Origin of the sequence: Sulfurimonas sp. ST-27 (assembly GCF_048081595.1) — a bacterium.
Classification (GTDB): Bacteria; Campylobacterota; Campylobacteria; order Campylobacterales; family Sulfurimonadaceae; genus Sulfurimonas; species Sulfurimonas hydrogeniphila.
In genome coordinates this window covers 235146-255212 of sequence record NZ_CP182226.1, presented here as the reverse complement: position 1 = coordinate 255212, position 20067 = coordinate 235146, and the positions used below count along the sequence as shown (strand labels likewise).

Sequence of the window (20067 nt, the reverse complement as noted above, 5' to 3'; positions counted from 1 at the left end):
GTAAAAAAAATGGCAAAAATGGTGCCTAAAAATGGTACCTAGCACCTTTTTTTATTTACTTGATCTGCCATTTAAATATCATTTTATGCTATAATAAAGCCAAAAAAGGAATATAAAGTTGGATATATTGGACGAGGTGACAGAAGAGTTGGCTTCAATGGATAGTGTCGTTTTTGCTTATTTGTTTGGTTCTTATAGTACAGATGAACAAACAGATGAGAGTGATGTTGATATAGCACTTTATTTGCAAGATACTTCGTTTGACACACAGCTTGATATTACTTATAAACTCTCCAAACGCCTCAATAAAAATGTAGATATAGTTATTTTAAACAGGGTGAAAAATATTTTTTTATTAGAAAATATACTCAAAGACGGCATTATTCTCAAAGACTCCCAACAAAGATTTGATTTTGAACTCAAAAAACAACATCAAATATTGGATTTTAAAGCTTTTAAAAGGTACATAAATGCAGCATAAAATTGATGCAAAGATTGCAAAGCTTAAGTACTATATAGGACTTTTACAAAGTTATAAAACAGATTGCAAAGAGAGATTTTTAAAAGATGCTATGTTTGAGGGTGCTGTTTTGCATTATTTGTATTTAGTGAGTGACGGTTCTATCTCACTTGCAGAAATGGTTATAAAAAGTAAATCTTTACCTAATCCTCAAAGCTATTACCAAGCTATAGATATACTTGGAGAACATGGAATTATCCCGAGAGAATTTGCATACAATTTTGCAAAAATCGCTTCTTTTAGAAATTTTTTAGCACATGATTATGAAAAGATAGACTATGCTTTTATATGCGATGAAATATTAAATAAATTAGATGATATTGAACAATATATTTCTTATATTGAAAATATTTGATGCACACAATGGTGCCTCACACAATGGTGCCTGGCACCTTTTTTATGGCATCTTTTCTTTTTAGTAGTGATACCTGCACTGTGCTATTACAATAAGTCCATTGATGATTTTATAAACCAGTCTATGTTCAGATGTGATTCTTCTTGAAAAATAGCCTTGATAATTTTCCTTCAGTCTCTCGGGTTTTCCAAGCCCGTTTGAATCATCAGGATTTCTCTTGATATCTTCAAGAAGTGTATTGATTCTTTTTAATACTTTTTTATCATTTTGTACCCAATACTGATAATCTTCCCAGCCTTTATCAGCAAACCCTATAAGCATATTTAAATCTCTTTTGTAATGAATTTACTGCTTTCAATCTGCTCAATAGCATCGTTTAGTCTATCTCTATTGTTTTTTGAACCCAATAGATACAGAGTTTCTTTCAGGGAACTATATTCATCATAAGACATGATGACAGCAGACTTGTTGTTTTTTGTAGTAATTATGTACTCATCGAAGTCATCACAGACTTTATCTATGATACTTCTGAGATTATTTCTTGCTTGTGAATAAAATACAGCTTGCATGAAAAACTCCTTTTGTCAATATGTTGTCATTATAGCTAAAGGATATATGATATGTCAATGTTTCTCATGCACAAAATGGTGCCCTCATGCACAAAATGGTGCTTTGCACCTTAAATGGCATTAAAATGGTGCCTGACTGGCACCTTTTCTTGATAAAATGTATCTTTTTTGATACAATGTGATTATGAAAAAAATTACTTCACTATTTTATATATCTGCTAATGGAAATAAGCCAGTACGAGAATGGCTATTAAGTTTAAGTAAAGAAGATAGAAAAATAGTGGGTGATGATATAAAGACAGTAGAATATGGTTTTTCTATTGGTATGCCTGCATGCAGAAGGCTTGAGAGCAAATTATATGAAGTAAGAAGTAATATAACCGATAAAAGAATAGCAAGAATTATTTTTACTGTTGAGCATGAGTATATGATCTTATTGAATGGTTTTATAAAAAAAGTCAAAAAACACCTAAAAATGAGATTGATTTAGCACTTAAAAGAGCAAAGGAGATAAAATGGAATTAAAACCAAATATGAAAAGTGATTTTGATGAGTTTTTAAAAGAGGAAGATATACTTGTAGATGCTGAAACAACAGCTATAAAAAGAATAATAGCATATCAAATAAAGCAAGAGATGGAAGCTCAAAAAATAACAAAAACAAAAATGGCTAAACTTATGAACACAAGTAGAGCAGTTGTAGATAGGTTGTTAAACCCTCAAAACCATTCTATGACACTGCAAACACTAGAATCAGCCACATCTGCACTTGGGAAAAGGTTAGATATAGCTATTGTTTAAAGCCAACAAAATCAAAATGGCAAAATGGTGCCTTAAAATGGCGCCTGGCACCTTTTTATTTAATGATGTTGTAATTTTTCTTTTATTAATAGATAAGTTGAAAAAATAACTAAGACTAAAGTAACCACTGAAATAATTGTTTGTCCATCCATTATTTACTCCTTTTTTCAAAATGTATCATTGTTGCCATAATTAATATAGAACCTGCAGTAATTGAAATCGTATGTAAATTAATATCAGAATTCATAATTGCATAAGTACCATTAACAAATAATCCTAATCCTATATTTTTTAGTAATTCATACATAGTTGATTATACAATAAAAAGGATAAAAATGCGGTTTGCTTAACATAAGAAGATTTTCTGTGAAAAAAGAAAGAAAAAAAGGGAATGCACAAAATGGTGCCTGACACCCTTTTTTAAACAACAGCTATAAAAAGAGTAATAGCATATCAAATAAAGCAAGAGATGGAAGCTCAAAAAATAACAAAAACAAAAATGGCTAAAATGATGAACACAAGTAGAGCAGTTGTTGATAGGTTGTTAAATCCTCAAAACCACTCTATGACACTGCAAACACTAGAATCAGCTACATCTGTACTTGGAAAAAGATTAGATATAGCTATTGTTTAAAAATATAAAAACACAAAATAGTGCCTGGCACCTTTTTTTTGGCACCTTGGGCACCTTTTTTGGATAAAATTATAAATTATTGTCCAAAATCTTGTGTAGCATCAAAATCAGTTATACCTAAGAGAACAACAGCAACATCGTTTGTTCCATCATCAAATGCTATAAGTTGGTCTGTTCCATTTGTACTATCTATAGTAAATTTCGCATTTGTAGCATCCCAAGTTCCTTGAAGTATTTGATATTCATTTGCATTCAAACCTGTAAGAATATCACCACTTGCAGATGCACTATTTACAGATGAGATGACTAAATCATCACCATCTGCATTATTGTTTGAAGCATAAGTCGTAAAACTTGTAATTACATCAAATGCACCTGTTACAGTATCTGTATCATTTACAGTTCCACTACTATCAACATCACTATAGGTTAATGTTCCAGTATCTCCTGCAGCTGCTATAATGGCAGTATCATTACCAGTACCCATTGTAATAGCATCAGCACCAGCACCACCTGTAATAGTATCACCATTTGCACCAGCAATAATTTGCTCAATACCTGCACCACCTTTGATTGCTGCAGTTGCTCCACCTGTATTATTTAATACAACTGTTCCGTTGTTTGTATAACCTGTAAGTGTTGTCATATCTAATATATTACCATTTGCACTTGTAATATTTGCTATTGCACTAGCATTAACAGTTAAAGTATCTGCAGTAGCAAGGTTACTAAGGGAGTCTGTTCCTGCATCAACAGTGACTGTATCTGCACCAGCTCCAAGTATAATAATATCATCTCCAGCATCACCAGTAATAGTATCATCTCCTGCACCACCAATGATAGTATCTGCTGCTGTTCCCCCTTTAATGGTTGTACCTGTTGTTATATCAGCTCCTGCATTATCTTTTCCTGCAACAACATTGATAAATAAACTTTCACTTTGTGCAGAGAAGTCATATACTTCAGTACCATCAGCTCCTATATCTGTTACAACAATAGTTTCAATATTTGCTAAATTGGTATCAAGTAAGTTTGCACTAGCTACTGCTGCATCAAAAATTACTGTATCACCATTACTTCCGTTAGCTCTATCAAGTGTATAGTTACTTCCACCATCTATAACATCTGTATCATCTGCATAGAAGGTATCACTACCATCACCACCTGTTATAGTATCCGCTTGTGCAGAACCCATAACAGTAAAAAATCCTGCTGCAGTAATTGTTCCACTACTACTTGTTTCGTTAGAAGCATCAAAAGTTAATGCTCCAGTTATATCTTTAGCATTAATTGTAACTCCTGCTTGTTGTACATTTATATCGTTAAATGCATCAACAGTTGTAATCGTAGCTGCACCACCACTTAAAGAGATAATTTCAACATTTGTAACATTGTCTAAGTCTGTAGTTGCTCCATCTGTATCGCTAAATACTAAAATGTCATCATCTGCACCACCATTTACAGTTACATTTGTACTCATAGCTTGAACCATTATAATATCATCACCATCACCTGCATTGACAGTTGTAAGAGTAGAACCATCAGCCAACATTACAGAGTTTTCACCTGCTGCATCTGTTAGTGTATCTGAACCATCACTTGAATCTAAGTCAAACATATCATTTGCTTTAATAGTATATGAAGTAGGAGTGATTTGACTTAGTGTGTACATATCAAATGCAATAGTTGGAGTTCCAACAGTTAAATCTACTACACTAGTATCTATAGCCGGTGTAAAAGCATTTAGCAATGACATCCCAGCATCTTGACTAACATTTGTGATGTTGATAGTTGAAGCATCATCGAGCATATTTAGAGTTACTGCTACACTATTATTTGTAAATAGTGTAAGGAGTTGATCGGCACCTATTGTCAAGTCTGAGTGAGTATTTATACTCTCTATACCAGATATATTTGCTGCACTTAAATCCGCTGTACCCCAAATTTCTATGCTATCTGTGCCTGCTCCACCGTCATATGTTTCTTCAGTCCCGTCAACTCCAGAATCACTTGTCGCTACACCTGCTACTATTGTATCTGTAAGTCCAAGTGCATAAGCACCTGTTCCTGTTGTTACATCAGCTGCTGTATAGTCACCCGAAGCTATAGCACCAAGTACAACAAGAGTATCATTATCTGTACCACCAGTTATAGTGTCAACTCCAGCACCACCACGAATGATGTCATTCCCTGTACCACCGTCAATGATATCAGCTTCACTTCCGCCTATAATACTGTCATTCCCATCGTTACCGTTAATAGTTACACTTCCTGATGTAAATGTAATTCCACTGACATCTATGAAGTCTGCTGTGCTTGCACCGTCTGCAGTTCCGTCAATAGTTACTGAATTTGTAATCGTTACCGCCCCAGTAGCAGCATCTATGGCTGATAAATCTGCAGCCAATATTGTTGAATTAGCAGCATCTGTAAGTGTAATAGCTTCACTACCATTTAGAGTAATGATAGAATTAAGAAGCGTAATTACCTCAGTTGAAGTACCAGTCACACCAGTCACGCTATTTGCACTAATGGTAGCTGTTGTTGCATTATCTATTGTATTTAGATCTGCAGCGGTAACTGTTCCTGTATCTGTCACTCCTATATCTGTAGCTTGTCCGAGTGCTGCTGCAGATATAACAGCAGGATTGGCAAGATTTGCTGCCGTATCGGCGACAAGGTAGGTAGCTCCATTGTCAAAATCGTAAGCTGCTTGGGCTTCTGCTGCAGTTAAATAAGATGAGTAATTTGTAATAGTTGTTAAAGTTTGTGTAGCTGCTGCATTTGAAGCTACATCCTGAATGGAGTTTGGTGTACCATTTGCAGCAGTATAAACAATACTGTTCACTGTGGAAGCACCTGAAATTTTTGTTGCCATGGTAAGTGTTACGATATAACGATCTACACTTGCATTTAGGACTGCATCGGTAGCCCCATCAACAGTAACAACAAAATCACTCGCTTCTGCTAGAGAGCCTCCTACATTTTCATTATACGTGATTACGATATCACCATCACTGTTGACGGTTGCCGATGCCATTGTCGGTGGTGTTGTGTCCGGTGTAGGGACTGCTGTTTCTATTGTGGTTGTTACAGTTTGAGTTGTTTGTGTTGGTGTAATTACAGCATCTTCAGCTGCTGTAATTGTAGTCGGATCAGCTGTAATGGTATCTAATTGTGCTGTTGCCTCTACCGGAGAAACACCAGAAGCAAGAACATTAAGTGAAAAAGTAGCCATGTTTTCAAGTCGAATACTGTCAACATTATTTGGTTGTGATGCTGCAGTCTCAAGCATAGCATACATTAGCGTCCCTTTATCGAAGACATTTGCATTAAGTTGATTTGTCCAATTTACTAAGCCTTCAGGATCTGGTGCTCTTCCAAATAAATTATTATATATTTCAGTTACATATTCTTCATTTGTCATAGTTTCCGGATATTTTGCCAAATACTCAGGCTGGCTTGTGAAGTTCTCCGCTATCTGGTCATATGTCATGAGCCCAGCTGTGTATTGATTCAACCAGTTTTGTAAACCAGCCTCATCTGGTACTCTATGAAAAGCCGCTATATATATTTTTGTTATCTCTGCTTTTGCTGTCTCTATTGGATCTAGTGCCATGGTTTTTCCTCCGAATGGAATGATATTTAATTTACGCTTGTTAGGCCTTGTAAGAATTTTATCATAATAAATCTTATAATGCAAATTTTTGTTTCAGTGAGTTCACTTGAATTTTATAAATATTTGTAGTATTATGTAGATACAAAAAGATACATTATGAAAAAAGCTATAAATATAAGAATGGATGAAACATTATTAGCAGATTTGGATTCTTATGCTCAAGAACTTGAGCGTTCTCGTACATATATCATTGAGAAAGCTGTAAGCACTTATTTTGACACACTTGACGAGATGATTTCTGATAAACGAATTGATGAGCTTAAAGCTGGAAAAACTGAAGTTTACTCTCTGGAAGAGCTTGCACAAAGACTTGGACTTAATTAATGTTCAAAATTATTGTTTCAGGAGCTACTTTTAAAGAACTAGCAAAAATTGATACACAAAATCAAAAACTAATTTTCGAACTCGTGATTACTCTCATTAGAATTGCTCACAGAAAAGAAGTTTAACAAAATGGTGCCTGCACCTTTTTTTAGTGACTTGGTTTATGCGGTTTAGATATAAGTTTTAAGCCTACAGCCAAAGCTATAGTTCCTATAACTGCTATTGCTAGTTCCATAATTCATTCCTCATTAGCTTTTTTGATAAGTAAATAACCAATTAAATACAAATTTACTATACCATAAACTGATAATAAAACAACACCAATACTGTAATTATCTTTTTGCATATAAGTATTGAAATGAAATAATACTAATAATAAGTTGCAAGCATCATAAATGTCTCACCAAGCTTTTCTTTTGGTTTATCTATTTTAGCCATAAACAATTATACAATAAAAAAGATAAAAAATGATTGGAGTAACATAATGCTTATTCTTGTAGAAAGGTTAGTTTAAGAAAATGCACAAAATGGCAAAATGGTGCCTGACACCCTTTTTGTTTTGTTTTGTCTGTTACATAAATGTATGATCAATTCCTTTTTTATTAGACCATATTACATATATAACACCTAATAACATGCTAATCCCTATAAATATTTCATAATTATTCATATCTTTTTCTCCTCTTGATTTAATTTAAATAAGTTGTTAACAAAACCAACAATGCCATATACCAATAAAAACCATAATACAGAATAAAAAATAATTTCATCAATGGATTTAAGTATATTTTCTTTATTTATCAATAAAAATATACCTGCTCCTAATGTAGTTGTAAATAAAGTAATCTTATATTTTAAAATTTCAATTTTTAATTTTATTTTTTCCATAAGATAATTATACAATAAAAAGGATAAAAAATGATTGGAGTAACATAATGCTTATTCTTGTAGAAAGGTTAGTTTAAGAAAATGCACAAAATGGCAAAATGGTGCCTGGCACCTTTTTTTTATTAAACCCAGTCTGCAATTTTCCAATGCTTTTTAACAGCTAAAAAACCTATAATAGCAGCAAATATAAAACCTAGTGGTATTATTAAGATTCCTATTTCATTCATCAGATATCCTTTCAAGTTTTTTAGTTGATAAATTCATTTTTATATAAGTTACAAAAATTGCTATTGATACAAATATAAAAATAACAGCAAATACATATCCAACCATATTTGAATCTGCTATATATTTTAGCGCATATGTACCAAACGCTCCATCAATTGCTAATAATATAATCAATTTTTTATAAAGAGAATCAATTAGTTTAGCAATAATATCAACTTTATCTTTCCGTTCCTGTAATGTCATAAGATTATTATACAATAAAAAAGATAAAAAATGATTGGAGTAACATAATGCTTATTCTGTGGGAGAAAGGTTAGTTTGAAAAAAACTTCTCATCCCCAAGAGGGGAGGAGGAAGTTTTAATGTGTGGTCGTTAGAAAAATTATGCTATTTCTAATGTACCAGCAGTATTGAATGATGCATCAGTACCAAGGTCAACAAGACCTGTAATCATAACAACTGCATCTGTACCATCAACAAATGAGTTACTACTGTCCGAACCAAGATCGGCTACAATAAAAGTATTTCCATTATATTGGAACCAACCCATCTCATTAAGAGCTAAATTAGTCACTGCTTGATCAAGATATGCCTGCGTTGATTCAGTTGCACCTTGTGCCAAAGTAATTTGAGTAGCTGAAAAGGCATCAGCTACACCTATACTAATAGTGTCACCACTATCTACACCTTGAATTACTGCGTAGTTACTTTTGTTTGTACTTCCACCAGCAAAGCTAAATGTATCTGCACCAGCTCCGCCAGTCAATACAACTAAGTCAGCACCAGCATCAACATTAAATGTATCTGCACCAGCACCTCCGTTTACAGTTGCACTATCAGCAGTCGCTGCAATACCAATAACATCATCACCAGCTCCACCAGTAACTGTCATGCTTGCAAGTGAGAAACTAACTGTTAATGCACCAGTCATTGCGGAAGCATTTATAGTTGTTAAATTACCCATTCCTCCACTTAATGTTAAATCAGCAGAACCATCAATATTTAGTGTAGTTACACTATCTGCATTTAAATCAAGTGTACCGACATCAGGAGTATCATCAATACCATTGTTATCAGTATCAGCAAATAGACCTTTTGCAGTTATATTGATAGTTTCAACATCATTAACAGTTAATGTACCAACATTTGTTGTAGCATCTTCAACATCTACAATAACATTGAAAACATCTGATGAACCAGTAGCATCTTCTAAAGTAGCAACGACAGCTACTGTATCATTTGCATCACCAGTTGAAACGGTTTGCGTATTACTTAATACAACAGTTGCATTTGCAGCCATATTACTTAATGTCAAAGTATCACCATCATCTGCACCACCTGAGTCATCAGTGCTATCATCCGTACCACCAGCTAAAGATACATAATCAGCAAAACCAAGGTTTTTAGTATCAATAGTTACACCACCTGTAACATCAATTCTATCAACAATAGTCAATCTTTCAAAACTAGTAATTGCTGATGCAAAGTTAGTGTTTGCGTCTAATGATTGAGCCGAAGAAGAGGTCATCGCAATTGTATCAGTACCTGCTCCACCATCAGTAGTACCAGTTGGAACACCCATTGTGGCAGTAGAGTATGTTAATGTATCATCCCCGTCACCTAAGTCAATATCTTTAGTTTGAGTAGCAGTGTCAACTGTAATGCTATCATTACCAGAACCAGTTGTTACAGTAGCTTTAGTACCATCAACTGTTGCCGAGATTGCACCTGTAGCACTTCCTGCAGTAATTGTCGTTGTTGCAGCAGATATATCACCCATCGCTACATTTCCAGCACCTGTTACAGTAAGTGTCTCTAATGCAGCAATAGATGTAGGGGTTACAGTTAAGTTAGCACCAGCATTTACAGTTAAGTATTTTAATCCACCAGCTGTTAATGCTGTTGAAGTCGCTGTACCAGAAGTATTAACTGTCAAAGTTGCTACGTTACCACCAAGATTAGTTGCTCCAGTAATACCATCTAAATTTGCTGTTAAAGTTGTAGAAGTACTTGTTAAGGCATTTGCACCTGTACTATTAGATAAGTTTAGTGTAGTTAAAGCATCTAAGCTACCACCAGCACCAAGTCCAAGTGTCGCAGTATCATATCCATCTAATGTAATAGTCGTGATAGAAGCAGTTGCGTTATCATCAACTACTACTACTCCGTAATCAGTTGAAATATTTTGAGCAACAACTGTTGTACCAGCAGCACCAGCTGTTGTTACCGCAGCAAATGTTGCATCATCAGCAGCACCATCATCAGCAGCACCAGCACCATCTGCATCAGTATAAACTTCTAAATTGGGAACATCAGTATCTGCCGTTGTTGAAGTAAATGTTACTGTTGAGCCTGATACAGCGCTTGATGTCCAACCTGCATCCAAAGTACCTGTAAAGTAACCGTTAGCAGTTATACCACCAGCGGCTTGTGTATCAGTAGCAGTTAGCTCAGCAAATGCAGCAGCAACTTCAGCACCTGTTAGAGCCTTTGTTGCTATAAAAGTTAAATCTGTACCACATGTAGCTCCACCAGTAACACCCACTAATGCAGCTTCACCTGCAGCAAGTGCACCAAATGTAATAGCGGCAGTTTCTGTTACATTACCAGTAGTTACAGCTGCAAGATCAGTAGCAGTTGCATTTTGAGTAATAGTTACTTCTGTTGTAGCATCACCTGCAATAGCAGTATATATACCAGCAGTAATATCAGCACCCTTTCCTGTGGTTGCTGTATTTGTCATATTTGCAGTAATGTCGATTGTTGAACCACCAGTTACAGTAACATTACCAGCAGTTGCAGCTGTACCATCTGAAGTTGTGTTTTGAGTAACAACAACAGCACCAGTTGGTAAATCTGTCGCAGCACCACCTTGACCTACATTAATAGCAGCACTAGTTGCCTTGTCAGCTGTAGTTGTAATAGTAACATCTGTACCACCATCAACATCAATAGTATTTGCTCCAGTATTATCTGTATCGGTGATAGTTATAGTTCCTGCAGGAGCAGTAGCTGCACCGATAGTAATACCATTACCAGCAGTCGCATCATTCACAACTACAGTCTTGCCACCATTAACAGCAATAGCTCCTGAAATTCCAGAAACATTAACATCTGTTGTTGTAGCTGCAGTAACTGTTGCGCTAGTACCTTGTGTTACATTCATTGTCGTAAGACCAGTAAAACCTGTTGAAGTATCAATCGTTGCAGCACCTGCTGAACGGAGGTTAATAGTTTCTACATTTGAAACTGTTACAGTTGGTAAAGGTGCAGCTATTACTTCATTTATATTTAAAGTATCTGTTCCGCCTGCACCGTCTATAGTGTCAAGTGGTGTCAGTGTTGAGTTTGTACCGTCTATGATGGCATTAAACGTGTCATTCTTTTCAGTACCTGTAAGTGTATCTACACCTGTTGTTAAAGCAACAGTTTCACCAGGGTTTACTGCAGTAGCAACCGCACTCTCAGCAGCCGTAACAGTTGCAGGGTCAGCCGTAATGTTTGCCAACTCTGCAGTAGCAACATCTGTAGGTACTTTGTCTAAAATAGTCTGAATACCAAAAGTAGCCATATTTTCTAAACGAACACCGTCATCATTGCCCGGTTCTGCTGCACTTTGTAACATTGAGTACATAATGTTACCTCTGTCAAGTACGCCTGCATCAAGCTGGTTTACCCAGTTTTGCAGTCCACCTGCATCTGGAGCTCTTCCAAATACATTGTTGTATATAGCTGTAATATACTCACTGTTTGTCATAATAGCCGGATACGTTGCCTGATATTCAGGTTGATTTGTGAAATCTTGAGCGATTTCATCATATGTCATCAAACCAGCAGCATATTGGTTATACCAGTTGTCAAGCCCGCCTGCGTCAGGGACTCTACCAAAAGCCGCTATATAAATTTTCGCTATTTCTACTCTCGCAGTTTCTATGGGATCTAATGCCATGTATTTCCTCCTCAGGAATCTTTTTAAATTTTTTGTAATTTTAAAATCTATCTACTAGAAGACAACCTTTCAAAATAGGTGCACCACTTAAAAGGTAAATCCATTATCTTATAGAAGATATAAAACTACCCTAACTATCGATAGTATTTTAAAAATACTTGCAATGATTATAGCATATTTTTATTTATAATCAAGTCTTCTTATAGCAATTCTAATAATTTTTGTGCACTTTGTTTCCATGTTAAAAATTTAATATTATTTTTATTTAACATTTGTTGCTTGTACTTGATCCAGTCTTGCAGTGTTTTTGCAATATCTGCAGGTTCTTTGGTATTGGGAAAATAGCTGATGTTGTTGCCGGCTATTTCTTTAAACACGGGGATATCTCTTGCTATAACTGGTTTATTTTTCTGTGCAGCTTCTATAAGCGGAAGCCCAAAGCCCTCTGCCTCACTTGGCATAAGTACTGCTATTGCTGTTTTATATACCTCATCGAGATACTCATCACTTATAGATTCTAAGATAAAAAGATGTTTTTCTTTTTGGGGATGTGCCATCATATATGTATAAAGTTCTTCTACGAGCCAGCCTTTTTTACCTACTATCACAAGATTGAGCTTTTCTCCTGCTTTCCAAAGTATTTCAAAGGCTTTGATGGTTTGCATGTGTCCTTTTCTTGGTTCTATGGTTCCTACCATTAAAAAAGACGGGTACTTTGCAAGCTTTTGCAATGTCTCTTTGGCATTGTCAGGCAGACCTTTGCTTGGCAGACTCTTGTCTATATCTGCTCCCAGATGAAACCAGGCTGTTTTTGGATAGGGCTGTGCGGTATGCTCCATGAGCCAATTTTTCAGTTCCTTTTCTACAGTCTGAGAGATGGTTATCAAAGAAGTAGCGGTTTTACTTATGGTCTGTAGCCAGTTGGCAAAAACATCCGAAGTTCCCTTCGGCCACCACTGAGGATTTGTCACAGGAAGAATGTCATAGACTATAAAGTGCAGTTGCATACCGATTTTTTTAAAATACTCATGCCAGATATTTGTTTCATCAATAATGTCCGCATTAAGGTCAAGTGATATATAGACATCCTGAGTATTGACAATTATCGGGGTATCAGAACTCTTTGACATTATGTCAAAATACTTTGTTTTAAAGCTGTTTGCATATCTGTAACAATTTTTGTCAAAATAAATGGGCTGTATCTCAAAACAGTTTTGTGACATGTTCATCCAAGTGGCAAGAATACTGCGCACTACTCTTTGTATACCAGACTTGGCATCCACCTTTGCCAGTTTTGAGATATCTACGAGTAGTTGGGGTTTGGCATGTACTCTTTGGTTGAGAGACATTGCATATGCAAGTTGCAGTCGTTCTTGTTGTGTGCATTGTAACGTAAACTTTTGCAGTCTTTGAAGTAAATTTTCGCTGTTTACATGTAACGCATTTGTTGTCTGTGTTTTTTTTGCCAACGCAAGCAGTGCCTCTTTTGCTTTTTGGGCAACTGTTTTTGGAGAAAATCTTTTTGCCTGGTAAACGGCTGATCTTTTTAAATCAAGTAAAAATGCCTGTGATGTCAATGCCTCTTGCAGTTTGTTTTTTATAGCCTCAACATCAGAAGGATCAAACAGTGCCTCTTTGTTGTTTATAACTTCAGGTATGCCTGTGGTGTTTGAGCATATAACGGCAGCACCGCAGGAGATAGCTTCAAGTATGGGCAGTCCAAAACCTTCATGGTAAGAGGGAAATACAAAAACTTTGCACAGAGTGTAAAGTGTTTTTAAGTCAGCATCACTGACATAACCTAAAAGTCTAAACTCTGTAGCACTTAATGTATTTTCTTTTGCAAGTGCCGACAGGTTTGCTTTTGCTTCTTTGGTCAATTTACTTGCAATGACAAGCTGGTGCTTAGTTCGTAACTCTTGAGGCAGAGCTGCATATGCTTCTATAAGATGTTTAAAGTTTTTTCTTGCATCAAAACCGCCCGGTGCATAAAAAATAAAATCTTTTTGCAGTCCGTAATGTGTGAAAAAATTTTCTTCTTCTTCCTCAAGCATTTCTACAGGCTTAAAAGTACTGTCTATTGCTGTATGTATTGTCACAATTTTATCTACCTGAATATGCAGCATTTTTTCAGCTTCTTGTTTTGAATGCTCTGATATGCTTAAATACAAATCTGCTTTTTTCAAAGAGGCAATTTTTCTCTCATAAAAATCTTTTTGCACGGCTGTTTTCAAGTATGTTTCTTGATGCACCAAAGGTATCAGGTCATATAAAATCACTGCAGTGGGTATATGCCCTACATATTCGTTTATAGAAACGACTGCATCATCATGGTAACCTTCAAAAAGACTTGTCACAAGTACAAGGTCGGGGGAGAGGGAGGCTAAAAAATATTCACGTATAATTTTTGCTCTCGTCGTTCTGTGTAAATTCTCAGGGTTACTCTCATTTGTAGCAACAGGCGTCTTAAATTTTACAATACGGCTTTTATCAATATAGTGTGTAAACTCTTCTATAAAATTTTCCTCATATGTAAGCAGGTTTTCATTACATACGAGCCATATATCTGCTTCTTTTTCTTCTTGAAAAAGCTGAAGGATATTTGTCACAAACAAATGAGAGTATCTTCCAATACCACGGTGTTTACTGGCACTCTGTATGCCCTGTACATCTATGACGATTCGCAAGATAATTCCTTGTATATGTTTTGTGCGTCTGCATTAAGCTGTTCAAAGTTTTTCGGATACACATTTTGTGTTTTCTTCTCTTCTTTTTGTGTCTGTGTTGTCTGCTGTATTAAAGCAGGAGATGTTTTTTTAAAATAAGAAAAGAAAGTTCGCAAAGGTTTTGTAATCTTCCATGATTTACTGTTTAAGAGTTCTGCTTCACGTATTTTAAGCTCATTAATCTCCTGTAAAAGATTGTTATGTGTTTTTTCCCATGCTTCTCTTTCATTTTGCAGTTTTAAAGAGAAATATTCAGCTCTTTGCAATGCTCTTTTATGTTCATACTGAATATAGTCATCTAAAATATTCGGCGGAGAAGAAAAATGTTTTGCAAGTTCTTTTTTTTCATTCGCAAGATAGTATTTGTTTATGCCATCAAAATAGACCTGTGTATAGTTGTGCTGTATGATGAGATGTTCCCATTTCGACGATATATCTTCATTGGTTCCCGGCAATGTTGCTTCCACAAGCAGTATCCATGGGCGTACTTTTTCAAAAGAAACACTTTGCAATACATCTTCTTCAGCACCTTCTACATCTATTTTTAAAAAATGGATTGTTTTAGGTGCATACTGTTGTACTAAATCGTCAATTGTGACAGTTTTAACGGTTACAGGTTTTTGCGAAAAAGTATTGTCATTTTTTGCATGCGCAATGTCGGGATTTGTTGTTGAACGTCCTCTGACATCACTGACAAAAAATGTAATTTCATCCATCTTGGCACTAACTGCATAATTAAGATTGATATCGCGTACTCTTTTTTCCTGTAATCGTTGGAAGAATTTTTTTTCCGGTTCTACATTGATACCCTGCCAGCCTGCATCATAAAACGCTTTCGTGACAGAGTCATGCAATGGATCATTGGCGCCGACATCAATGTAAAAGCCCTCTTTTACATTTTGTAATGCTCTGTGAAGCATTACATCTTCGAGGTTTTGACTGTAACTTACAAAGCTCATATATTTTTTATCCTTATTTTTGGTTGACTCCACACCATACCTACAAAAAACTGTTGCCTGACATTGATTACTTCAAATATCAGTGCTAAATCTATCCATTCGTAATTATTTTGCAGATGAGTATCATTTTCTACAAGAGCCACCTGTACTGAGTAGTTGCCTACTCCGAAAATAACCTCAAAACTTATGTCAAACTCAAAATGAGTTCCTTGTTTTGGATCATATATCACCTGTTTGGTATGCCAGGTGTTTGTACCAAATACTACCTGACCAAGCCGGTCCTTTATAGAGTACCCCAAAACAAGGGAAGGCAAATCTTTATGTACATCTACTTTGATTTTCAAAGTAACCTGATCACCTACTGCAACGGTATCGGTAGGGTTGTTTTGGGCATCAAACAGCTCTATGGAAGCCACATGTGCAAGTCCGTTTCCTGAGACAGTCTGCTTTTTTCCATTTTTTAAAAGTACCTGTTTGAGTTTTGTATCTTCCTGTTTTGCAATAAGAGCATTGTATAGATCCATGACCGATTCTGCATCGCCGTCCTGAACAATTTTGCCTTTTTCAAAAAGTATGGCTCTGTCACAGATGGAAACTATGGCATTTTTATCGTGAGAAACAAGGAGCATTGTCGTACCTTCTTCTTGAAAAGTTTTGATTTTTGCAAAACTTTTATGCTGAAAATAGGCATCACCTACAGAGAGCGCTTCATCTACGATTAAAATATCCGGACGATATGCTGTGGCTATAGCAAACGCAACACGTACCTGCATACCACTGCTGTAAATACGTACCGGCTCGTCAAAAGCTTCGCCTATTTCGGCAAATGCTTCTATATCATCCATCACATTGTCAATCTCTTTTTTTGAAAATCCCATCAGTCCTGCCGTATGGTAAACATTTTGGCGTCCTGTCAAATCCGGGTGAAAACCCATACCAAGTTCAAGTATAGCAACAACCGAGCCTTGCTTGACAATTCTTCCTGAGGTTAATTTCAATGTCCCTGCTATGATTTTGAGCAGTGTGCTTTTGCCTGCGCCGTTATGGCCGACGATACCTATGGTTTCTCCTCTCTTGGCAGAAAAAGAGATATCTTGCAAAATGGTAGAGAGATGCATACTGTTTGGGGTGTAGCCAAACCATCTTGCAATTTGCTGCCAGGGACTTGCATACATTTTATATACTTTCGTTACATTATGAACTTCTAAAATAACATCATTCATAACACATCCGCCATTTCTTCATTTGCCCGTGCATACATATACAATGAAAGCATGGCAATAAAAGTACCTAAAACCAATGGATAGAACAAAACTGAAAGTTCAGGTTGTTTGTTATAGACTAAAATATTTTGATAGCCTTGTATAATACCACTTAGAGGATTAAGCATTACCAAATAAAGATATTTTTGAGGAATGATACTCCAAGAGTAGACAATAGGTGTCAACCAAAACCAAAACTGTAAAATAATCGGTACTATCTGTTGGGTATCGCGAATAAAAACATTTACTATACCCAAAAACAAGCCCATAGAAGCGCCAAGAAAAACTGTTATCAATGTGAGCGGTATAATCCAAATAACTGCTGTAGAAATAGTATGCCCAAGTAAACCAAAAACAAGCAGAATCGAAAAAAACAGTAAAATATTGTTTATGATGGCACTTCCGATAATAATCAAGGGCAAAGTCATTTTTGGAAAAGCCATTTTTTTAAGTAAATTTGCATTTTCAACAAAAACATTTGTCATTCTTGTAATAATTTCAAAAAAAAGGTTCCATCCTAAAATACCTGCCATAAGATATATGGCATAGGCATATTTACTGTCTATACCCGGCAGTTTTGCCGCAAGTACCGCAGAAAGCACCAAAGCATAAATCGCAACCTGGGCCAAAGGATTTAAAACAATCCATAAACCGCCCAGTTTGCTTCTAATAAATTTTGTAACGAATTCTGATTTTATCGAGGTAAGTATATAATGTCTGTATTTCCATAAATTTTTTATATGTGACACCTAAATCCTTTTGTAGTCATCTTCAACTCTGACAATGTCATCTTCTCCGAGATATTCTCCGACCTGTACCTCGATAAGAATCACATCTACTTTTCCCGGGTTTTCCAGGCGGTGCAATTCTCCCATAGGAATGTAGGTGGATTCGTTTGGTTTGAGTAAAACCTCTTTGTCTCCTATGGTGACAAGTGCCATACCTTCGACTACTATCCAGTGTTCACTGCGGTGAAAATGTTTTTGCAGACTCAAGCGTTTGCCCGGTTTGACGATGATGCGTTTTGTTTTATACTTTTTGTCTTCTTCCAAAACAGTATAGGTTCCCCACGGGCGGTGTGCCGTGAGATGAATGTGATGCAGGTTGCTTTCTCTTCCTTTGAGCTCTTTTACTATGGTTTTTATTTTTTGCGAATTGCCTTTTTTTGTAATGAGCAGGGCATCGGGTGTATCAACCACTATAAGGTTGTCTATGTCGGCAAGTGCCACCAGGCGTTCATTGGCATAGACGAAATTGTCTTTTGAGTTAATAGCAATGAGATTGTCATTTTTACTGTTGCCGTTGCTGTCTTTTTCAAACTCTTCAGAGAGGGCATCAAAACTGCCAAGGTCTGACCAGCCTATGTCTGCTGCAACTACCTTTACCCTGTCGCTTTTTTCCATCACGGCATAGTCTATGCTCTCTTGCGGGATTGCTTCCATATCTGCCTGTGAAATACGTATAAAATCAGAATTTTTTGCATTCTCAAAAGCCTTTTTTGCGGCGGCATAAATCTCGGGGGCATACTTTTGCAACTCCTCAAGATAGACACCTGCCTTGAAACAAAACATACCGCTGTTCCAGTAAAAGTTTCCTGCTTTGACATAACTTTGTGCTGTTTGCAGATCCGGTTTTTCATGAAATGCTTTAACATTTTCACCGTTTGCTTCTATATAGCCAAAGCCTGTTTCTGCAAATGTCGGTCGGATACCAAAAGTCACCAGGGTATCTTGAAGTGCCAGCTCTTTTGCCTGCATAAGTACCTCTTGATAGCTTTTTTCATCTTTGATGAGATGATCAGAGGGAGAGACAAGAACTACTTCCTGTGCATCCAGCGCAAAACAGGCCAGTGCGATTGCCGGTGCGGTATTTCTGCCTAGAGGTTCAAGTAAAAATCTGTTTTGTATGCAGTCCAGCTCTTCAAGCTGATCGAGTGCCAAAAAATACTGTTCACTGTTTGAGACAATAAACTGTTCTTTACATGTAGTCTTGTTTCTTTGCAGTGTCAGTTGAAAGAGAGATTTGTCATCAAAGAGTTTTACAAACTGTTTTGGCATCAGGGTGCGACTGATGGGCCAGAGTCTTGTACCGTTTCCGCCACATAAAATTATATTTATCATAACAGCATTTTACACAAAAAAATTTAAACTTAGCCAAAAAGTGTATAATTGCAGGATGAGTTCCATAATTTTTTCCATTCTCAGTATTTATGTTTTTATCGTGATGGGATACATCGCCAAACGCAGCTTTAAAGAACAGATAGACGAAAGAACCATTACACTGTTAAATGTCTATTTTCTCCAGGTTTTTTTGACTTTTTGGGGGCTTTTGCTGCATCCTGTAGATATTACCCTGCTCTATGCCCCTGCTGTCTATCTTGTCATTGTTGTGCTTGTGCTTGTGTTGTCTGCTCTTTTTGCCGCAAAACTGTTTGCAGACAAAAAAGAGTACTCCATTGCCATGGTTGCTTCCGTCATAGGCAACACAGGCAATCTCGGCATCCCTTTAAACATAGCTGTTTTCGGGGAAGCTTCCATTCCCTACACAACGGTTGTCAACCTTGTGAATGTTTTTGTTGTCTACACTGTAGGGGTTTATTTTTATTCGCGCGGGAATTTTGATGCCAAAACATCCCTGAAAAACATCTTCAAACTCCCTATTCTCTGGGCAGCAATCATTGCCATTGTACTCAGTGTCAATCATTATACACCCTCGGATGCCGTTATGAATATGCTGATGATGGGTGCCTATGCTTCCATGACCATGCAGCTGTTTTTGTTTGGCATCTACATGTATGACATTAAAATACGCTCAATCAACAAAAAACTCATTGGCTGGGTTATGTCACTCAAATTTGTCCTGCTGCCGCTTGTCGCTTTTGTCATTTTATACAATATCGATTTGGCACCGATGATAAAAGGCATTATATTTATAGAACTGCTGATGCCGCTCGCCGTTGCCAATGTCAACCTGGCTTCACTCTATGATTGTCAACCCAAACTTGTGACGGCTTTGGTGTTTCTCTCTTCTGTTTTATTTTTGGGGGTTGTCTTTTTTGGTGTTTCCATACTCAAATATCTTTAACGATGAGTGCGTTGATTGCATTAAAAAAATCTACTTAAAAAAATTAATTTTTAAAACGCTGGAAACTTTTAAGCAAAAAATATTACACTC

General features: G+C 36.3%; 18 protein-coding genes. 7 read left to right on the top strand and 11 right to left on the bottom strand.

The window, feature by feature from the left end:
• Window positions 1–118 precede the first annotated feature (118 nt).
• Complete coding sequence (gene mntA, locus ACM66U_RS01410) at window positions 119–481, top strand: type VII toxin-antitoxin system MntA family adenylyltransferase antitoxin (RefSeq protein WP_346389231.1); 363 nt, start codon at window positions 119–121, stop codon at window positions 479–481.
• On the top strand, window positions 471–875 hold the full coding sequence (gene hepT / locus ACM66U_RS01405) for a type VII toxin-antitoxin system HepT family RNase toxin (protein ID WP_151901180.1): 405 nt from the start codon (window positions 471–473) through the stop codon (window positions 873–875). The genes mntA and hepT overlap by 11 nt, the downstream gene beginning before the upstream one ends.
• 60 nt (window positions 876–935) lie before the next feature.
• On the opposite strand, the gene ACM66U_RS01400 is transcribed toward hepT, so the two are convergent.
• Window positions 936–1196, bottom strand: coding sequence for a Txe/YoeB family addiction module toxin (locus tag ACM66U_RS01400; protein WP_151901181.1), 261 nt, complete (start codon window positions 1194–1196; stop codon window positions 936–938).
• A gap of 2 nt (window positions 1197–1198) precedes the next feature.
• Entirely contained in the window at window positions 1199–1444 is a 246-nt protein-coding gene (locus ACM66U_RS01395) for a type II toxin-antitoxin system Phd/YefM family antitoxin (RefSeq protein WP_151901182.1), read from the bottom strand.
• A gap of 184 nt (window positions 1445–1628) precedes the next feature.
• On the opposite strand from ACM66U_RS01395, the gene ACM66U_RS01390 reads away from it, so the two are divergent.
• From ACM66U_RS01390 to ACM66U_RS01380, 3 genes are all read left to right on the top strand, one after another.
• Entirely contained in the window at window positions 1629–1934 is a 306-nt protein-coding gene (locus ACM66U_RS01390; RefSeq protein ID WP_418640963.1) for a type II toxin-antitoxin system RelE/ParE family toxin, read from the top strand.
• 25 nt (window positions 1935–1959) lie between these two features.
• Entirely contained in the window at window positions 1960–2244 is a 285-nt protein-coding gene (locus ACM66U_RS01385; protein ID WP_346389227.1) for an XRE family transcriptional regulator, read from the top strand.
• Between the two features lie 433 nt (window positions 2245–2677).
• Window positions 2678–2878: a helix-turn-helix domain-containing protein gene (locus ACM66U_RS01380; protein ID WP_346389568.1), complete on the top strand. Its 201-nt coding sequence runs from the start codon at window positions 2678–2680 to the stop codon at window positions 2876–2878.
• A 76-nt stretch (window positions 2879–2954) separates the two neighbouring features.
• Here ACM66U_RS01380 and ACM66U_RS01375 read toward each other — a convergent pair whose 3' ends face one another.
• Window positions 2955–6581 carry a DUF4214 domain-containing protein gene (locus tag ACM66U_RS01375; RefSeq protein ID WP_418640962.1) on the bottom strand — a complete coding sequence of 1209 codons (3627 nt, stop codon included), beginning with the start codon at window positions 6579–6581 and terminating at the stop codon, window positions 2955–2957.
• A gap of 72 nt (window positions 6582–6653) precedes the next feature.
• Between ACM66U_RS01375 and ACM66U_RS01370 the strand changes: the two genes are divergently transcribed.
• On the top strand, window positions 6654–6881 hold the full coding sequence (locus ACM66U_RS01370) for a ribbon-helix-helix protein, CopG family (protein ID WP_418640961.1): 228 nt from the start codon (window positions 6654–6656) through the stop codon (window positions 6879–6881).
• 666 nt (window positions 6882–7547) lie between these two features.
• Here ACM66U_RS01370 and ACM66U_RS01365 read toward each other — a convergent pair.
• From ACM66U_RS01365 to ACM66U_RS01330, 8 genes are all read right to left on the bottom strand, one after another.
• A complete protein-coding gene (locus ACM66U_RS01365; protein WP_151901193.1) occupies window positions 7548–7769 on the bottom strand; it encodes a hypothetical protein in 222 nt (73 codons plus the stop codon).
• Window positions 7770–7988: 219 nt separating this feature from the next.
• A complete protein-coding gene (locus ACM66U_RS01360; RefSeq protein WP_151901194.1) occupies window positions 7989–8240 on the bottom strand; it encodes a hypothetical protein in 252 nt (83 codons plus the stop codon).
• 139 nt (window positions 8241–8379) lie between these two features.
• Window positions 8380–11946, bottom strand: coding sequence for a beta strand repeat-containing protein (locus ACM66U_RS01355; protein WP_418640960.1), 3567 nt, complete (start codon window positions 11944–11946; stop codon window positions 8380–8382).
• 200 nt (window positions 11947–12146) lie between these two features.
• Window positions 12147–14633: a glycosyltransferase family 4 protein gene (locus ACM66U_RS01350; protein ID WP_151901196.1), complete on the bottom strand. Its 2487-nt coding sequence runs from the start codon at window positions 14631–14633 to the stop codon at window positions 12147–12149.
• Window positions 14618–15631, bottom strand: a complete 1014-nt coding sequence (locus tag ACM66U_RS01345) for an FkbM family methyltransferase (RefSeq protein ID WP_151901197.1) — start codon at window positions 15629–15631, stop codon at window positions 14618–14620. Before ACM66U_RS01345 ends, ACM66U_RS01350 begins: the two co-directional genes overlap by 16 nt.
• Window positions 15628–16854, bottom strand: a complete 1227-nt coding sequence (locus tag ACM66U_RS01340) for an ABC transporter ATP-binding protein (RefSeq protein WP_151901198.1) — start codon at window positions 16852–16854, stop codon at window positions 15628–15630. The genes ACM66U_RS01345 and ACM66U_RS01340 overlap by 4 nt, the downstream gene beginning before the upstream one ends.
• Window positions 16851–17642 (bottom strand): ABC transporter permease, encoded by a 792-nt coding sequence (locus ACM66U_RS01335; protein ID WP_151901199.1) that lies wholly within the window; start codon window positions 17640–17642, stop codon window positions 16851–16853. Before ACM66U_RS01335 ends, ACM66U_RS01340 begins: the two co-directional genes overlap by 4 nt.
• Entirely contained in the window at window positions 17643–19013 is a 1371-nt protein-coding gene (locus ACM66U_RS01330) for a mannose-1-phosphate guanylyltransferase/mannose-6-phosphate isomerase (protein ID WP_151901200.1), read from the bottom strand. It lies immediately after the preceding gene.
• Window positions 19014–19068: 55 nt separating this feature from the next.
• On the opposite strand from ACM66U_RS01330, the gene ACM66U_RS01325 reads away from it, so the two are divergent.
• A complete protein-coding gene (locus ACM66U_RS01325) occupies window positions 19069–19977 on the top strand; it encodes an AEC family transporter (protein ID WP_418640959.1) in 909 nt (302 codons plus the stop codon).
• Window positions 19978–20067 lie beyond the last annotated feature (90 nt).

Excerpts from the sequence above, each read along its gene's own strand:
- hepT (WP_151901180.1), top strand. The coding sequence starts at position 471 with ATGCAGCATAAAATTGATGCAAAGATTGCAAAGCTTAAGTACTATATA.
- ACM66U_RS01400 (WP_151901181.1), bottom strand. The coding sequence starts at position 1,196 with ATGCTTATAGGGTTTGCTGATAAAGGCTGGGAAGATTATCAGTATTGG.
- ACM66U_RS01395 (WP_151901182.1), bottom strand. The coding sequence starts at position 1,444 with ATGCAAGCTGTATTTTATTCACAAGCAAGAAATAATCTCAGAAGTATC.
- ACM66U_RS01390 (WP_418640963.1), top strand. The coding sequence starts at position 1,629 with ATGAAAAAAATTACTTCACTATTTTATATATCTGCTAATGGAAATAAG.
- ACM66U_RS01385 (WP_346389227.1), top strand. The coding sequence starts at position 1,960 with ATGGAATTAAAACCAAATATGAAAAGTGATTTTGATGAGTTTTTAAAA.
- ACM66U_RS01370 (WP_418640961.1), top strand. The coding sequence starts at position 6,654 with ATGAAAAAAGCTATAAATATAAGAATGGATGAAACATTATTAGCAGAT.
- ACM66U_RS01365 (WP_151901193.1), bottom strand. The coding sequence starts at position 7,769 with ATGGAAAAAATAAAATTAAAAATTGAAATTTTAAAATATAAGATTACT.
- ACM66U_RS01360 (WP_151901194.1), bottom strand. The coding sequence starts at position 8,240 with ATGACATTACAGGAACGGAAAGATAAAGTTGATATTATTGCTAAACTA.
- ACM66U_RS01355 (WP_418640960.1), bottom strand. The coding sequence starts at position 11,946 with ATGGCATTAGATCCCATAGAAACTGCGAGAGTAGAAATAGCGAAAATT.
- ACM66U_RS01345 (WP_151901197.1), bottom strand. The coding sequence starts at position 15,631 with ATGAGCTTTGTAAGTTACAGTCAAAACCTCGAAGATGTAATGCTTCAC.
- ACM66U_RS01340 (WP_151901198.1), bottom strand. The coding sequence starts at position 16,854 with ATGAATGATGTTATTTTAGAAGTTCATAATGTAACGAAAGTATATAAA.
- ACM66U_RS01330 (WP_151901200.1), bottom strand. The coding sequence starts at position 19,013 with ATGATAAATATAATTTTATGTGGCGGAAACGGTACAAGACTCTGGCCC.
- ACM66U_RS01325 (WP_418640959.1), top strand. The coding sequence starts at position 19,069 with ATGAGTTCCATAATTTTTTCCATTCTCAGTATTTATGTTTTTATCGTG.